Source organism: Tamlana sp. s12, from assembly GCF_016767215.1.
In the GTDB taxonomy this organism is placed as follows: Bacteria; Bacteroidota; Bacteroidia; order Flavobacteriales; family Flavobacteriaceae; genus Pseudotamlana; species Pseudotamlana agarivorans.
Genome location: NZ_CP068547.1, coordinates 3,516,427 through 3,532,288, shown reverse-complemented (window position 1 = coordinate 3,532,288; position 15,862 = coordinate 3,516,427). Strand labels below are relative to the sequence as shown.

General features: G+C 35.5%; 15 protein-coding genes. 8 read left to right on the top strand and 7 right to left on the bottom strand.

Annotated elements, in window-relative coordinates:
- Positions 1 to 29 precede the first annotated feature (29 nt).
- Entirely contained in the window at positions 30 to 578 is a 549-nt protein-coding gene (locus tag JJL45_RS15270) for a thioredoxin family protein (RefSeq protein ID WP_068603943.1), read from the top strand.
- A 40-nt stretch (positions 579 to 618) separates the two neighbouring features.
- Here JJL45_RS15270 and JJL45_RS15265 read toward each other — a convergent pair whose 3' ends face one another.
- Genes JJL45_RS15265 through surE form a run of 5 tightly spaced genes read right to left on the bottom strand, consistent with a single transcriptional unit; the run spans position 619 to position 5,477 of the window.
- Positions 619 to 2,658, bottom strand: a complete 2,040-nt coding sequence (locus JJL45_RS15265) for a ComEC/Rec2 family competence protein (protein WP_068603941.1) — start codon at positions 2,656 to 2,658, stop codon at positions 619 to 621.
- A 23-nt stretch (positions 2,659 to 2,681) separates the two neighbouring features.
- Entirely contained in the window at positions 2,682 to 3,257 is a 576-nt protein-coding gene (locus JJL45_RS15260; RefSeq protein WP_067150114.1) for a C40 family peptidase, read from the bottom strand.
- Positions 3,258 to 3,263: 6 nt separating this feature from the next.
- Positions 3,264 to 4,376, bottom strand: a complete 1,113-nt coding sequence (gene lpxB / locus JJL45_RS15255; protein WP_068603939.1) for a lipid-A-disaccharide synthase — start codon at positions 4,374 to 4,376, stop codon at positions 3,264 to 3,266.
- Between the two features lie 47 nt (positions 4,377 to 4,423).
- Positions 4,424 to 4,708 (bottom strand): hypothetical protein, encoded by a 285-nt coding sequence (locus JJL45_RS15250; protein ID WP_067150108.1) that lies wholly within the window; start codon positions 4,706 to 4,708, stop codon positions 4,424 to 4,426.
- Positions 4,701 to 5,477 (bottom strand): 5'/3'-nucleotidase SurE, encoded by a 777-nt coding sequence (surE, locus tag JJL45_RS15245; RefSeq protein ID WP_068603937.1) that lies wholly within the window; start codon positions 5,475 to 5,477, stop codon positions 4,701 to 4,703. Before surE ends, JJL45_RS15250 begins: the two co-directional genes overlap by 8 nt.
- A gap of 179 nt (positions 5,478 to 5,656) precedes the next feature.
- Between surE and JJL45_RS15240 the strand changes: the two genes are divergently transcribed.
- Positions 5,657 to 7,807: a carboxy terminal-processing peptidase gene (locus tag JJL45_RS15240; RefSeq protein ID WP_068603973.1), complete on the top strand. Its 2,151-nt coding sequence runs from the start codon at positions 5,657 to 5,659 to the stop codon at positions 7,805 to 7,807.
- Between the two features lie 9 nt (positions 7,808 to 7,816).
- A complete protein-coding gene (locus tag JJL45_RS15235; protein ID WP_067150103.1) occupies positions 7,817 to 8,911 on the top strand; it encodes an ABC transporter permease in 1,095 nt (364 codons plus the stop codon).
- Between the two features lie 38 nt (positions 8,912 to 8,949).
- Here JJL45_RS15235 and yihA read toward each other — a convergent pair whose 3' ends face one another.
- Both yihA and JJL45_RS15225 read right to left on the bottom strand, forming a co-directional pair.
- Positions 8,950 to 9,558 (bottom strand): ribosome biogenesis GTP-binding protein YihA/YsxC, encoded by a 609-nt coding sequence (gene yihA / locus JJL45_RS15230; protein WP_068603934.1) that lies wholly within the window; start codon positions 9,556 to 9,558, stop codon positions 8,950 to 8,952.
- 44 nt (positions 9,559 to 9,602) lie between these two features.
- Complete coding sequence (locus JJL45_RS15225; protein ID WP_068603933.1) at positions 9,603 to 10,367, bottom strand: alpha/beta fold hydrolase; 765 nt, start codon at positions 10,365 to 10,367, stop codon at positions 9,603 to 9,605.
- Positions 10,368 to 10,693: 326 nt separating this feature from the next.
- Here JJL45_RS15225 and mraZ point away from each other — a divergent pair, with 326 nt between their 5' ends.
- Genes mraZ through JJL45_RS15200 form a run of 5 tightly spaced genes read left to right on the top strand, consistent with a single transcriptional unit; the run spans position 10,694 to position 15,861 of the window.
- Positions 10,694 to 11,164, top strand: coding sequence for a division/cell wall cluster transcriptional repressor MraZ (gene mraZ / locus JJL45_RS15220; RefSeq protein WP_067150094.1), 471 nt, complete (start codon positions 10,694 to 10,696; stop codon positions 11,162 to 11,164).
- Positions 11,151 to 12,050 carry a 16S rRNA (cytosine(1402)-N(4))-methyltransferase RsmH gene (gene rsmH, locus JJL45_RS15215; RefSeq protein ID WP_068603931.1) on the top strand — a complete coding sequence of 300 codons (900 nt, stop codon included), beginning with the start codon at positions 11,151 to 11,153 and terminating at the stop codon, positions 12,048 to 12,050. Before mraZ ends, rsmH begins: the two co-directional genes overlap by 14 nt.
- Positions 12,050 to 12,373 carry an FtsL-like putative cell division protein gene (locus JJL45_RS15210; RefSeq protein WP_068603929.1) on the top strand — a complete coding sequence of 108 codons (324 nt, stop codon included), beginning with the start codon at positions 12,050 to 12,052 and terminating at the stop codon, positions 12,371 to 12,373. The genes rsmH and JJL45_RS15210 overlap by 1 nt, the downstream gene beginning before the upstream one ends.
- A 9-nt stretch (positions 12,374 to 12,382) precedes the next feature.
- Positions 12,383 to 14,401, top strand: a complete 2,019-nt coding sequence (locus JJL45_RS15205) for a penicillin-binding protein (protein ID WP_068603928.1) — start codon at positions 12,383 to 12,385, stop codon at positions 14,399 to 14,401.
- On the top strand, positions 14,398 to 15,861 hold the full coding sequence (locus JJL45_RS15200; RefSeq protein ID WP_068603927.1) for a UDP-N-acetylmuramoyl-L-alanyl-D-glutamate--2,6-diaminopimelate ligase: 1,464 nt from the start codon (positions 14,398 to 14,400) through the stop codon (positions 15,859 to 15,861). Before JJL45_RS15205 ends, JJL45_RS15200 begins: the two co-directional genes overlap by 4 nt.
- Position 15,862 lies beyond the last annotated feature (1 nt).

Genomic DNA, 15,862 nt, shown 5'->3' with positions numbered 1-15,862 from the left:
TTCGAAACTCGTTTTACAACAAACACCATATGAAAAATACGATATTATTTATTCTGTTTTTAGGTTTTATAAGCTTTAAAAGTACAGGACAAGAGATTAATTGGATATCACTTAATGAAGCTTTAGAGCTACAGAAAAAAACACCTAAAAAAATCATGATGGACGTTTACACCAATTGGTGTGGGCCTTGTAAAATGTTGGATAAGAATACCTTTCAGAATACTGATGTGGCTAATTATATCAATAAAAACTATTATGCTGTAAAATTTAATGCTGAAGGTGACTCACAAGTATCATACAAAGGAAAGGTTTTTGAAAACCCTAAATACGACCCTAAGTTGGCGAATAGAAGAAATGCTGTTCATGATTTAACACGCTACTTACAAGTTAGTGCCTACCCAACTGTTGTGTTTTTTGATGAAAACTCCGAAGTTATAGCCCCAATTCGTGGTTATCAACAACCTAATCAATTGGAGTTGTATCTAAAAATGTTTTATAAAGACGAACATAAAAACATCACAACTCAAGAACAATTTAACGAATATTACGAAGCCTTTAAGCCAGAGTTTAAAGGGTAGTTATGTGTTTTAAGAAGTGTTATTTTTGTTCTTTAAAAAATCAATACTCTAAAATAAAAGCGCCCTTTTTACCGGTGTGATGAAAGAGAAGTTTGTGCTTTTTACATATCATTTCCCATTGATTAACATAGCTCTTATAATTACTGCCATCGGCTATAATGTATTTGGGCGATAAGGTTTCTATAAGTCTATTTAAATTGATTTTAGGTGACTGGCGGAGCAAAATGTATTCTGGATGACTCTGTTTTATATCGTAAACTCCAAAGCTATCTATAACGAATAGGAGTTTGTCTTTGAATTGGTAGACTGGTTTCAACGGCTCGTTGCGGACCTTGTTAGTTTGATTGCCTAAAACATAGTTTGAAATGGTTTGGTCTTTTATAGCTGCTAAGCTGTCAAGATCATGAGCTATAAAGATGTTTTTCCTTTTGGTATGACTGATTAGACTATGCCTGCTTTTGTGGAAAATGACAAACTCATTTGAAACCGCATCTAATTTCGTATAAATCCATGTGATTTGAATTAATATGATGGCGATTAGTAGAGTCATAACCGATTTGTAATGTTTCTTCAATAAAAATATAAAACCAGTACAAATGGTTAGATAGGACGCTATTACATGTGGCCATCCGAAAGGGATATCATGAAAAACAAAAACATCTTGATGGGATATCCAGGCAATGAAGGCATTCATTAAACTTATCGTTTTTCCAAATAGAACCGCGATAAAATGGGGTAGTATTTTAAAGGAAGCTAAAAGAATAACAACAACGCCAAGGCCTAGAATACCTCCCAAAATAGGAATAATCACTAAGTTGGTTATAAAAAATAAAGCAGGAAACTGATGAAAATAATACAAACTTAAGGGAAGAATACCTATTTGTGCGGCCACTGTAACCGTTAATGTATGCCAGTAGATATCGATGAGTTTGTTTTTAGGTTGCCATAATTTGTACAAATATGGATCGATACTTACAATGGCTAATACAGCCATATAACTTAGCTGAAAGCCAACATCGAAGAGATATAGCGGCTTAAAAAGTAACAAAACAAACATGCTAATCGCCAGAGTATTGTAAATATTGGTTAGACGTTTTAAATTCATAGCGATGCTAATAATACTAAACATGGTTACAGCTCGAGTCACAGATGCTGATAATCCTGCTATAACAGCAAAGCACCAAAGCAAGCTTACCAGTAAAAAGGTTTTTATGAGTTTGCCATTTCTAAAACGTTCTATGGGGCTTAACATGAAGTTAAATAGCATTAAAATAATGCCCACATGCAACCCTGAAACAGCTAAAATATGAACAGCTCCGGCATTGGTGTATTGATAGTAAACTTCTTTACTTATGTTTTGCCGTTGCCCCAAAAATAAGGCGTTAATGATGCCAAGTTCTTCTGGTTTGAAATTATAACGCTTTAAACTTATATTGATATGGTTTCTAATATTTTCAGAAATACCATATATCGTAGGTTTAGATGGTATTCCTTTTAATATTTCAGATGGGTTTAATGTGATTTGATTATAAATATATTGTCTTGATAAATATCTGCTGTAATTAAATTGATGGGGATTTAAAGGTTTAGGAATGGTTTCAAATGAAGTGCGGCCAACTAAAACATCATCGATATTAATTGCCGTAGCGATACTGTCTTTTTTAATGTTTAATAACGTTTTGCCTACGACTTTCTTTTGGTCAAGTTTTAAGATGTCTACGATAAACTTGTCATAATAAACCGAGGGTTTCAGTTTTTCCTTAACTCTAAAGGTTATGGTAGGTATGGAATCGCTATTAGAATTAAGATTATGCGAATAATGATTCGAGAAGTTTTTTTCTTCATGAAAGTGGGTGGTTAAGATCCCAATGTTAACCATGGATAGAAATGAAAAAACACCAAACCAAATAGTTTTTATAAACAGCCGCTTCGCTCTGTAATAAGTTATGAATGTAGCAATGAAAACAACTGTACTAATGATTATCAAGTATAAGAACTTGATGTCGAAATAATAACCGATAAGTATGCCTGTTACAAGGCAAATTAATAATTTTATTATGGTGAAATTAAGCAGCTTCATAGCTGCGAAATATACAAATATTCTTACAGAATACGTCTAGCTTCTTCGAAGGCATTTTGCCAGTACGATTCGTTTAAATGTGAAATGATAACACCCTTACTACTTGTGGCGTGAATAAATTCAATATCGTTATTACGAATGGCTACAATCAAACCAACATGGTTGATGGAATTTCTTCTCCCACCTGTTTTAAAAAATAATAAATCACCTTGAGTGACTTTTTTTAAAGGGATTTTGGTGCCTTTTTTTGCCATGTCTCTTGATATTCTAGGCAATAAAATATCGTGAGTTCTAAAAGATTCAAAAACCAAACCCGAGCAGTCCATTCCAGATTTTGTAGTACCACCCCATTTGTATCGCGTGCCTTCAAACTCTAAAGCATAGTCAATAATTTGTTCGGCTTTAGATTCTGTAGGAGGCGTTTTTTTCGATCGTTTTTCAACAGTCTCTTTGGGTTCGATATAGTAGTCTGTAGCGACTTCAGTATCTGTTTTTATTTCAACACGATCTGGGGTGCTTTTTTTGCGTTTAGCAGATTTAGATGATTTGCAGCTGCTAAAACTGATAACTATAAGTAAGATAAGAAGGCTTTTTTTCATAAATATTTAGGCTTTAATACCGTCGTATATTAATTGAGCTGTTTTTAAACTAGCACCTTTTCCGCCTAAAGCACGCTCTAATTCATAGTAATCTAAAAAGAGTTTTTCTCGAACGTTGTGGTCTAAGATTTTGTCGAGCTCTACGCGGAGCTTTTCTTTATTAAAATCATTTTGAATCAGTTCAGTAACAACTTCACGATCCATGATTAAATTCACAAGTGAAATAAATTTTAAGGTGATAATGCGTTTAGCAATATGGTATGAGATAGCGCTACCTTTATAGCAAACCACTTGAGGTACTTTAAATAGTGCGGTTTCTAAAGTTGCTGTTCCAGAAGTAACTAGAGCTGCATAGGAAATACTTAGCAAGTCGTAGGTTTTATTAGCTATGAATTTAACATTGTCAGATTTGATAAAGCCTTTGTAAAACTCGTACTCCTGACTAGGAGCTCCTGCGATCACAAATTGATAGTCGGGATAGTTTTCTACTAAGCTCAACATTACAGAAAGCATTTTGGTAATTTCTTGTTTGCGGCTTCCTGGAAGAAGCGCAATAATGGGTTTGTCGCTCAGGTTATTAGCTATTCTAAAATCGAATTCATTAACAGGGTTTCTGTTAGCAATCGCGTCAATTAAAGGATGTCCAACAAAGTTGACTTTGTAATCATATTTTTTGTAAAAATCTTTCACAAAAGGAAGAATGACAAACATGTCGTCAATATCACGTTTTATAGCTTGAACTCTACTGGCTCTAGATGCCCAAACTTGAGGAGAAATGTAGTAATTGGTTCTAAACCCCTTTTCTTTAGCCCATTTGGCAATTCGTAAATTAAACCCCGAATTATCAATAAAAACAACCACATCTGGATTAAAATTTTCAATATCGGTTTTACAAAAAGATATCAACTTGAAAATTTTATTGAGGTTCAAAATGACTTCAGAAAACCCCATAAAAGCACGTTCCTTATAGTGTTTTACTAAGTTGCCACCAGCTTCTTGCATTAAATCGCCGCCCCAACATCTAATATCGGCTTGCTTGTCAATGCTAAGCAAAGCTTTAATTAAATTGGACCCATGTAAGTCGCCTGATGCTTCTCCAGCTATAATGTAATATTTCATAAGGTCATAGTATTGATTGAGTCGTTATAATAAGGAACGCTTACCAATTAAAACAACTTAAAAACAAAGGTGAACACAGCAATAAAAACTGTGATTAGTAAAACGCCTCTGGCTCTATAATCTTGTTTTTTTCTTATAAAAATAAAAAATGCAATGAGGTTCAAAATAGCGCCTAAACTGATTAGTTTCCCAAGAAACCCTTCATTTGCAGCTGCTTTAATTACCGTTAAAAAATCGTCTCCCTGTCCAAGCAAAGTCGCTGTAAAGTAGAGCCCGATAGCATTGGCAATTAAACCAACAAGCATTCCTATAAAAACATCTTTTTTAATCATTTAAATTCCAAGTGTTTAAGTCTTTAATAAAATGATGGGCGGTAAGGTCAAATTGCGTTGGTACTACCGACACATATCCGTTTTCTAAAGCCCATTCATCCGTATCTTCTCCGCCATCTAAATTAACAAATTTACCAGTTAACCAGTAATAGTCTTTTCCTTGAGGCGTTTTTCGTTTGTCAAATTCTTCCACCCAATTAGCCTTGGCTTGTCGGCACACTTTTATGCCTTTAATCTCTTCTTTGGGCAAATTGGGTAAGTTAACATTAAGGACGACACCTTCGGGGATGCCGTTTTCTAAAACGTTTTCAGTTATCGTTTTTACGAAATTTTCACAACCCTCGAAATTCGCATTCCAACTGTAGTCTAAAAGCGAAAAACCTATGGCAGGAATGCCTTCTATGCCTGCTTCAATAGCCGCACTCATTGTTCCAGAATAAATGACGTTTATTGAAGCGTTAGACCCATGATTTATACCAGAAACGCAAAGATCTGGTTTGCGATCTAAAATTTCCCTATTGGCAATTTTTACACAATCGGCAGGTGTTCCAGAACAACTAAATTCCTTTTGTGGGCCATCGTCTATGAAAACTTCTTCGGCGTAAAGTGTTGAGTTAAGGGTGATAGCATGTCCCATACCACTCTGAGCACTGTCTGGAGCTACCACAACAACATCTCCAATCTTATTCATGATGGTGATTAATTGCCTTATACCGGGTGCGCTAATGCCATCATCGTTGGTCACTAAAATAAGCGGTCTTTTTGTCATTTTTATCTTTTAAATAGCTGGGCTAAAATACGTAATTTCGTCTGTTTAGCCCTAATTTCTTTGGTTTAACAAAAAATTAGTTACAAATGTAAAGGACGGCATAGTTTTTTCTTTATTTTAGTGACAAAATAAGCTTTGCCTGAAAATGGCAACCAAATATTTTAATGATGAAGAAAATTATGAAAAGGAATTATAAAGTGTTTTCGCTATTGCTTTTATTGGCATTTGCGTCCTGTAGTTTTACCACCAAAAAATTTAGTAATCCTGATAAAGATAAATTACTTATTCAAATAATAACTTTTGTTTTAGAACAAGGGCATGTTGACCCGATAGCATTAGATGATACTTTTTCTGAAAAGTTATTCAATCACTACATTCAAGCTGTTGACCCCGTTAAGCGTTATTTTTATGCTTCCGATATTGAATATTTCGAGAAATACAAGTTCTTATTGGACGAACAAATTAAGAATAAAGAAATCACTTTTTTTGATGTTGTTCACGAGCGATTATTAGAACGTATTGCTGAAGGAGAAGCGATGTATAAGGATGTTCTTTCTAAGCCTTTTGATTATACAATCGATGAGTCTTATGAAACTGATTATGAGAAAACATCATTTGTAAGATACAAACAACAAATGCGTGAACGTTGGAGACAATTGTTAAAGTTTTCTACCATTTCTAATTATGATGATCTTTTAAAACAAGAAAAATTGGCTAAGGAAAAAGATCCTAATTATGTCATGAAAACCAATGAAGAAATTGAAAAAGAAGCCAGAGAATCCACTTTAAGGTCTATTGATATTCATTATCACGATAATATCGATGATTTAAACCGTGAAGATTATTTTGCAGTTTACGTAAATTCTATTGTTGAAGAGTATGATCCGCATACCTATTACCTTGCCCCAAAAAGTAAGGAAGATTTCGATCAGCGCATGTCTGGGAAATTAGAAGGTATAGGTGCTAGACTGCAAAAGCGCATGGATTATATTAAAATTGTTGAACTTATTTCAGGTGGACCTGCTTGGCGTAGTAAAAAGCTCGATGTTGAAGATGTGATTTTAAAAGTGCGTCAAGAGTATGAAGAGCACCCTGTAAGTATTGTGGGCATGCGTATTGGTGATGCTATCAAGTATATAAAAGGACCTAAAGGTACTAAGGTGTTTTTGACGATTAAAAAGGTTGACGGTACGATTAAAGATGTGGAAATTGTTAGGGATGTTGTCGAGTTGGTTGAAACTTATGCAAAATCATCCCTTGTAGAAAAGGATGGTAAGAAATTTGGAATCATTAATTTACCAGCATTTTATGTTGATTTTAAAGACTACAAAAATGTAAACGCCGCTAAAGATGTTAAGGAAGAATTAGAACACCTGAAAGCTGATGGCATGGAAGGGTTGGTTTTAGATCTTCGTAACAACGGAGGTGGGTCTTTGCCTACTGTTGTTGAGATGGCTGGATTGTTTATAAAAGATGGGCCGGTTGTGCAAGTGCGCTCTTCTGGAGAATCTAAAGAAATATTAAAAGATAAAGATAAGTCTATCACTTGGGACGGTCCTTTAGTAATTTTGGTAAATGAAATCTCTGCATCTGCATCAGAAATTATGTCGGCTGCCATGCAAGATTATAAACGTGCCATTATTATAGGAGGAAAACAAACCTACGGAAAAGGTACAGTTCAAAATGTTATTAATTTGAATAACATGCTTAGAAATAATACCAGTGGTGACTTAGGTGCTTTAGCAGTAACCACACAAAAATATTATAGAATTACTGGAGGCTCTGTGCAGTTAGAAGGGGTTAAAAGTGATGTGGAAGTACCTGGACGTTTTAGTTATATAGATGTGGGTGAAAAGGATAAAGAAAATCCTTTGCCATGGGATGAAATTGACGCAGCTCCTTTCACTCCATGGAAAAGTTATTATGATTATGATGAAACCATTAAAAGAAGTAAAAAGCGTATGAGTCATAATCAGCAACTAAAACTTATCGCTGAAAACGCCAAATGGGTGAAAACAAAAATTGACGAAAGTGTTTACTCTTTAAATTACAATACATACAACGCCGATAATGAGCGTAATGAAGCTGAAGCTGCTAAGTTTGATGCGATATCAGATTACCAAACCAATTTAACCTTTAGTTCCACGTCTTACGAAAAATCGTTATTCACTCAAGATACTACCGATTTAAAGGAGAAAAGAGAACGTTGGCATGAGAATTTGAGTCAGGATGTGTATGTTGAAGAAGCGCTAAATGTCTTAGAAGATTTACAATTAACCTATCCAACAAAAAAAGTAGCAGCTACTAATAGAGCATCAGAAAAAAAGTAGTTTTGCTAAATGAATCATAAATCAAAATCACTTAAACAATTAGCGCTCCAAAAGTTCAAAAAGGATTTTTGGGGCGTGTTTAGTTTATGTTTTATTGGTCTGGTGGGGTTAATTTCTGTTTTTGCATATGTTATAGCACCTGATAATACACAGCATGCTAATCAAATGCATCTGGCCATTCACTCCAAAAAACCAGGTTTTAAAGTAACGATGCTTACTATACCTTCTCAATTACATGTGGAGCAAAGTGGTCTTGATAAGATTTTCTTTGGAAGAAAAAATACAGATACCGAAATACCGATTTCTAAATATAGGGTCGAAGACGATCGTTTGGTGTATGCCGAATATGCTCCCGACGGACTTGAAGGTGCAGAAAAATCAATAGAGCTCAGTCATTTTACAGATAAGTCTATAGGAGCATTTATTAATGAGAAAACTTTCTTTTTTGGTACCGATAAATATGGACGCGATTTATTAAGCAGGATTTTAGTTGGTGCACGCATATCATTTTTTATTGGTTTTGTGGCTGTTTTTATTGCCTTGGTGATTGGTCTTTTTATGGGGAGTCTGGCTGGATATTTCGGAGGAAAAGTAGATGCTATTATTATGTGGGTGATTAATGTAACTTGGTCCATTCCTACATTATTATTAGTGATAGCTATTACTCTGGCGTTAGGAAAAGGTTTTTGGCAAGTGTTTATTGCCGTTGGACTAACTATGTGGGTTGAGGTGGCAAGAGTGGTTAGAGGGCAAATTATTAGTGTGAAAGAAATGCAATATGTAACTGCGGCAAGAGCTTTAGGTTATAACGATTTTAGAATTATTACCAAACACATATTGCCAAACATTATGGCTCCAGTTATCGTGATATCAGCTGCTAATTTCGCATCAGCAATTTTAATTGAAAGTGGTTTAAGCTTTTTAGGTATTGGTGCGCAATCACCTATGGCGAGTTGGGGTGCTATGATCAAGGATCATTATAATTATATTATTTTAGGAAAACCTTATTTGGCTATAATTCCAGGGTTGTGTATTATGAGTTTGGTGATGGCTTTTATGCTAATTGGTAACGCTTTGCGTGATGCTTTAGATGTAAAGGGGTAGAAGGTAAGTCAGAAGGCTACTTAAAAAAACGCATGTTTTTAGTTGTCAAGCTCCATATTGTTATTAAGATCATCTATATAATCTAACACATCATCTTTTCCTGTTTCATTGCTCGATGAGGTAATAAAATAGTTAGGCATATCTTCCCAATGCTGCAGTAAGATGTTTTTATAGTCTTCTACATGATTTTCAATGGCTTTAGGTTTTAATTTGTCTGCCTTAGTGAAAATGATGGAAAAAGGAATGCCGTTTTCTCCCATCCATTGCATGAATTCTAAATCGATAGGTTGCGGGCTATGACGGATGTCAACTAAAATAAACGCAGTAACAAGCTGTTCGCGTAATCCGAAATATTGAGTGATAAATTTTTGAAATACTTTTTTAGAACTTTTAGAAACCCTTGCATAACCATAGCCTGGTAAGTCAACAAGATGCCAGTTTTTATTAATTAGAAAATGATTAATAAGTTGTGTTTTTCCTGGTCGCCCCGAAGTTTTAGCAAGACTTTTTCGACTCGTCAACATATTGATGAGTGATGATTTACCAACATTACTTCGTCCTATAAAAGCATATTCTGGAAGTCTACTTTTTGGACATTTTGCAACATCAGAATTACTCATTACAAATTCGGCAGACTTAATTTTCAAAACGGAATATTAATTTTAGTTAACTATTTAGAAAGTAGGCTGTTTTAAAAACCTCTTTTTTCTAACCAAGCACTCATTATTTGGTTAAATTCTTCGGGATGCTCCATCATAGCTGCATGTCCGCATTTATCAATCCAAAACAAATCAGAGTCAGGTAATAGGTCGTTAAATTCTTGTCCTACTTCTGGCGGAGTTACTTGGTCATTTTTTCCCCATATAATACAAGTTGGGGTTTTCATGTTGGGTAAATCTTTAGACATATTGTGTCTAATAGCGCTTTTAGCGATGGCCAGTGTTTTTATAAGCTTGTTACGGTCATTAACTGTTTCGTATACTTCATCAACAATTTCTTTAGTTGCTACCGCGGGATCATAAAACACATCTTGGGCTTTCTTTTTAATGACTTCGTAATCACTTCTTTTTGTGTAGCCACTACCCATAGCGCTTTCGTATAGTCCAGAACTACCTGTTATAATAAGGGCTTTAACGCTTTCGGGATACATTTTTGTGTGGTATAAACCAATGTGACCACCTAATGAGTTTCCTAAAAGAATGGCACTATCATACCCTTTAAATAGGATAAACTCATGCAAATAATTTGCAAAGGTTTTAACGTTAGTTTTTAGTAAGGATAATGAATATAGTGGAAGTTCTGGAATAAGAACCTTATAGCCTTTATTGCTGAAAAATTCAATCACTGCTTCAAAGTTGCTTAGCCCACCCATAAGTCCATGTAATAGGATTATAGGAGTGCCTTCTCCGGCTTCGATATAACTGAATTTACCTTCTTTTTTTAAATGATTCGTCATTAATCTAGTAGTGTATCATTAAAAACAAATATAGGTATTTCATTCATATTTCCACCAAAATAATTGGTGTCAAGAAAATCTAATGCCTAAGAAATTGAATTAAAAAGGGTTAAGGCGGTATTGAGATGTTAACAATCTGTAAAAATGAGCATTTCAGGTAAGGTTGCAACAGAATAATAGTGCTGGTGGGGTTTTAGTTTCGTTTTTCGTGGGTTTTAATGCTTAGTTAGTCGAGAATTTATTAACAATGTGGTATAATGTGGTAAATTGTGGTATATTTTTCAATATATTTGACACTTAAACGTTTAGATTTTTATTGAACTGCTTTGGACTTAATAACAGGTACATACGATTGTAAGGTTGATGCAAAAGGGCGATTAATGATGCCTGCTTCCATCAAAAAACAGCTGTCTGGTGTTTTGGAAGAAGGATTTGTATTACGCCGATCTGTGTTTCAGCAGTGTTTAGAGCTTTATCCAATGGCTGAATGGCAGGCGCTTATGCGAAAAATGAATAAGCTAAATAAGTTCAAGAAAAAGAACAACGATTTTATTAGAAGGTTTACCGCAGGAGCGAAAATGGTGGAGGTTGATGTGAATGGTCGTTTGTTGGTGCCTAAAGATTTAATTGTGTTTGCGAATATTTCAAAAAATATTGTAGTAGCATCTGCGATCAATATCATTGAAATTTGGGATAAGGATTTATATGAAAAGGCTATCGATGATGCAGCGATTGATTTTGCAGATTTAGCTGAAGAAGTAATGGGACAAGACGAAGAAGACTATGGAATATCATAATCCAGTACTATTAAAAGAGTCGGTTGATGGTTTAAATATTAAGCCTGATGGAGTGTATGTTGATGTGACTTTTGGTGGTGGTGGTCACAGTAAAGAGATTTTGTCAAGGTTAAATGACCAGGGAAAACTTTTTGCTTTCGATCAGGATGCTGATGCTCTTGAAAATGCGCTTGAAGATTCGCGATTTACTTTGATTCATGAAAACTTCAGGTATATAAAACGCTTTTTAAGATTTCATGGCGTGAAAAAAGTGGATGGTATTCTTGCTGATTTTGGTGTGTCTTCGCATCAATTTGATGTTGCTGAGCGCGGATTTTCAACACGATTTGAAGCTGATTTGGATATGCGAATGAATCAAAGTAGCGTGCTGTCGGCGTTTAATGTGGTTAATGAATATGATGAAGAGCAGCTCAAAAATGTGTTTTATCAATATGGAGAGTTGCGTGCTGCGCCTGCAATGGCTCGGTTAATTGTAGAGTATCGAGAAACTGTTGAGCCGATTGTAACGAGTGAGCAATTAAAAACGGTCCTAAAAAAGTTTTTGCCACCACGTCATGCTAATAAGGTGTTGGCTCAAATATATCAGGCCATACGTATAGAGGTGAATCAAGAAATTGAGGTGTTAAAGGAGTTTTTATTGCAAACACCAGAATTGTTGAATGAGCAAGGTCGGTTGAGTTTTATCTCTTATCACTCACTTGAAGATCGTCTTGTGAAAAGGTTTATTAGAAACGGGATGTTTGAAGGGGAGCCTGAGCGCGACATTTTTGGAAATTTTGAGGTGCCTCTTAAAAAAGTGAATGGATTGATAGTGCCGTCAAAAGCAGAGATTAAAGAAAATAATAGAGCAAGAAGTGCCAAGTTAAGACTGGCAGAGAAAAGATAATGAAGCAAAGCATTTATCACATATTGCGAGGTACTTTTTTAGTTAGTGATGATTCGTTTAAGAATTGGCGTGTCATTCTCTTTATCTCGGGCTTGGCAATAGTTATGATTGCGAGTTCTCATAATGCCGACAAAAAAGTATATGAGATTGCGAACTTAAAAAATGAAGTAAAAGAAATAAGGTCGCAATTTGTGGATGGCCGATCAAGATTGATGAGGCTTAAAATGGAGTCGCATGTTGTAAGTGTCATGAATAAAAAGGGCTTATCGAGTTCAGAGACGCCTCCTAAAAAAATAAAAGTAACAGGAAGACAAAACGATTGATTTAAACAAATGGCAGCTAACGATAAAAACATATTAAACCGTTTGTATTTTATAGCAGGATGTATGTTCATCTTTGCTGTTGCTGTCGTGTTTAAATTATTGACGATTCAGTTTGTTCAAGGTGAAAAATATAAAGCCTTAGCAACAAAACGTGTTGTTAAAAATGTTGTAATTCCTGCCAACCGAGGCAATGTGTATTCCGTAAACGGAAATCTGTTAGCAACCTCAATCCCAAAGTATGATATACGCTTTGATGCCATAACACCTTCGTCTCGAGTTTTTGAGAGAGACATTAAAGCACTTTCTGATTCGCTTGCTAAATACAAAGGAAATCGTTCTTCTGCTCAGATAGAAGCACGCTTGAGACGAGCAAGAGCTAATAAAAACAGATATTATCTGTTGGCAAGAAATATAGGTTACTCCGATTATATACGTTTAAGAAAATTTCCACTTTTAGAGCTTGGTGCTTTTAAGGGTGGATTAATTGTGGAGCAAACTACCAAGCGCGAACATCCCATGGGAGGGATTGCCGAGCGTACTATAGGATATGAGCGTATCGATGAAAAAGGTAATGTGACGCGACCAGGGATTGATGGAGCTTTTGGTATCCGTTATTTAAGAGGTGTCGATGGGCAGCGTAAAAAACAACGCATCGGTAAAGGGCAGTGGAAACCTTTAACAGATGCTAATGAAATTGAGCCAAAAGATGGTTATGATGTGTATACTACCATCGATGTGAATATTCAAGATATAGCGCACCATGCTTTGTTGGAGCAATTAGAAAAGTATAAAGCCGATCACGGTTGTGTGGTGGTTATGGAAACTAAAACAGGTGAGATTCGTGCTATTTCTAACTTAGGTAGAAATAAAAATGGTAAGTATTACGAGCGTTTAAATTATGCGGTGGGTGAGAGTCATGAGTCGGGTTCGACCTTTAAATTAATGGCTTTAGCCGCAGCGTTTGAAGATAAGGTTGCTGATACGAGTGATGTGGTAGATACCGAAAGTGGTATTCTTACTTTTTATGGAAAAAAGGTGCGAGACTCTAAACATGGTGGTTACGGGAAAATAACAGTTTCAAAAGCATTCGAGGTGTCTTCAAACACGGGTATTGTAAAAGTTGTAGATCAAGGGTATAGCAAAAATCCAGAGAAATTTGTGGATAGACTTTATGAAATGAGTCTGAATAAAAACTTGGATTTACCAATTATAGGGGAGCCAGAACCTGTTATCCCAGATCCACGCGTGAAAAATAACCGATGGAGTGGTATCGCACTGCAGTGGATGGCTTATGGCTATGGTGTGTCTTTTACGCCTTTACAAACACTTACTTTTTATAACGCTGTGGCGAATAATGGTGTTATGGTTAAGCCTCGATTTTTAAAAGAAGTTAAATCTTTTGATAAGGTTATTGAAACTTTTGATAGTGAGGTGATAAACGAAAAAATCTGTTCGGATGAAACTATTGGAAAGTTGCAAGCATTGTTGAAACATGTTGTTGAAAAAGATCATGGGACTGGACATCGATTGTATTCTGAAAACTTTTCTATGGCGGGGAAAACGGGGACTTGTCAGAAAAATTATTCCGATAAATCCAAGCTTGCTTATATCTCATCTTTTGCTGGTTATTTCCCAGCTGAAAACCCGAAGTACTCTTGTATTGTAGTGGTTCATGAGCCTGATAAGAGTGTAGGCTACTATGGTGCCGATGTTTCTGGACCCGTCTTTAAAAAAGTAGCACAAAAAATCTTTACGGCGACTCCAATTACAGACGAAGTAGAGTCTTTGGGTGTGGAGTCTGTAGCTGTAGAAAAAGACTATGAGCATTTTTATGAAACGGCTCAAACCTATAAAACCATTATGCCAAATGTAGTAGGTATGCCTGCTATGGATGCTGTGGCATTGCTTGAAAATATGCAGGTTGATGTTCGAGTAGAACTGGATGGTGATGGTGTGATTGACGGACAGTCTATTTCAAAAGATACCAAACTGAAAAATAACCAAACCATTGTTTTAAAAGCATCATGATCGCATTAAAAGACATATTATATAAAGTTGCAATAAATTCTGTTACAGGTGGAACCAACACAGAAGTTAACGCTGTAGCGTTTGATTCACGTAACATTGGGGTTAACGATTTATTTGTAGCTATAAATGGTGTTGTTGTAGATGGGCATAAGTTTATTGATGTAGCTATTAAAAATGGTGCTAAAAGCGTCGTTTGCGAAGTGCTTCCAGAACATTTAGAGGAAGGTGTTGCGTATGTTGAAGTTGATAATTCACATAAGGCATTAGCTATCATAGCAGCAAATTATTACGGTAATCCATCAGAGAATTTAAGACTGGTTGGAGTAACAGGAACTAATGGTAAAACGACCATCGCAAGTTTATTGTATCAGTTGTTTAAAAAGGCTGGCTATAAAGTAGGGTTGTTGTCTACGGTAAAAATTATGGTAGACGCTAAAGAGTATAAAGCGACACATACAACGCCCGATTCATTAACAATCAATGCTTATTTGAAAGAAATGAATGAAACTGGTGTTGAATTTTGTTTTATGGAAGTGAGTTCTCATGGTATTCATCAGTGTCGTACAGAAGGATTGAATTTTGAAGGCGGTATTTTTACAAACATCACCCACGATCATTTAGACTACCATAAAACGTTTGCTGAATATAGAGACGTGAAAAAACGTTTTTTCGACGGACTCTCAAAAGACGCTTTTGCTGTTGTTAATGTGGATGATAAAAATGGTTTGTTCATGCTGCAAAATACTAAAGCAAGAAAATTTACTTACGCTTTAAAACAGTATGCAGATTATAAATGTCAGATTCTAGAAAATCAATTTAGCGGATTGCTTTTGAAGGTGAATGATAGTGAGCTGTGGACTCGCCTAATTGGTAAGTTTAATGCCTACAATGTGTTAGCTATTTATGCTACAGCAGAATTATTAGGTCTTGAAAAAGTCGAGATACTGCGTTTGATAAGCGATTTAGAGAGTGTAAGTGGGCGTTTTCAATATATAGTGTCTGATCAAAAAATAACGGCTATTGTTGATTATGCACATACGCCCGATGCCTTGAAAAATGTGTTAGAAACCATAAACGGCATTCGTACAAAAAATGAAGAGCTTTTTACTGTAGTGGGTTGTGGAGGTGATAGAGATCGTACAAAACGCCCTGAAATGGGAAACATCGCTTCGGTTTTAAGTGATAAAGTCATTTTTACAAGTGATAACCCTAGAACTGAAAACCCAGAAGATATTTTAAGAGAAATAGAAAATGGCGTTGAACCACAAAATTTTAAAAAAACATTAACCATTCAGGATAGAAGGCAGGCTATAAAAACCGCTTGTCAAATGGCGAACCCTAATGATATCATTTTAATAGCGGGTAAAGGTCATGAGACTTATCAAGAAATAAATGGAGTGCGTTCTCATTTTGACGATTTGGAAACCGTTGGGGAATTATTAAATCAGTTGGAAAAGTAAA

Excerpts from the sequence above, each read along its gene's own strand:
- rsmH (WP_068603931.1), top strand. The coding sequence starts at position 11,151 with ATGGAATATCATAATCCAGTACTATTAAAAGAGTCGGTTGATGGTTTA.
- JJL45_RS15240 (WP_068603973.1), top strand. The coding sequence starts at position 5,657 with ATGAAAAGGAATTATAAAGTGTTTTCGCTATTGCTTTTATTGGCATTT.
- JJL45_RS15235 (WP_067150103.1), top strand. The coding sequence starts at position 7,817 with ATGAATCATAAATCAAAATCACTTAAACAATTAGCGCTCCAAAAGTTC.
- JJL45_RS15200 (WP_068603927.1), top strand. The coding sequence starts at position 14,398 with ATGATCGCATTAAAAGACATATTATATAAAGTTGCAATAAATTCTGTT.
- surE (WP_068603937.1), bottom strand. The coding sequence starts at position 5,477 with ATGACAAAAAGACCGCTTATTTTAGTGACCAACGATGATGGCATTAGC.
- JJL45_RS15260 (WP_067150114.1), bottom strand. The coding sequence starts at position 3,257 with ATGAAAAAAAGCCTTCTTATCTTACTTATAGTTATCAGTTTTAGCAGC.
- JJL45_RS15250 (WP_067150108.1), bottom strand. The coding sequence starts at position 4,708 with ATGATTAAAAAAGATGTTTTTATAGGAATGCTTGTTGGTTTAATTGCC.
- JJL45_RS15210 (WP_068603929.1), top strand. The coding sequence starts at position 12,050 with ATGAAGCAAAGCATTTATCACATATTGCGAGGTACTTTTTTAGTTAGT.
- JJL45_RS15205 (WP_068603928.1), top strand. The coding sequence starts at position 12,383 with ATGGCAGCTAACGATAAAAACATATTAAACCGTTTGTATTTTATAGCA.
- JJL45_RS15265 (WP_068603941.1), bottom strand. The coding sequence starts at position 2,658 with ATGAAGCTGCTTAATTTCACCATAATAAAATTATTAATTTGCCTTGTA.
- JJL45_RS15225 (WP_068603933.1), bottom strand. The coding sequence starts at position 10,367 with ATGACGAATCATTTAAAAAAAGAAGGTAAATTCAGTTATATCGAAGCC.
- JJL45_RS15270 (WP_068603943.1), top strand. The coding sequence starts at position 30 with ATGAAAAATACGATATTATTTATTCTGTTTTTAGGTTTTATAAGCTTT.
- lpxB (WP_068603939.1), bottom strand. The coding sequence starts at position 4,376 with ATGAAATATTACATTATAGCTGGAGAAGCATCAGGCGACTTACATGGG.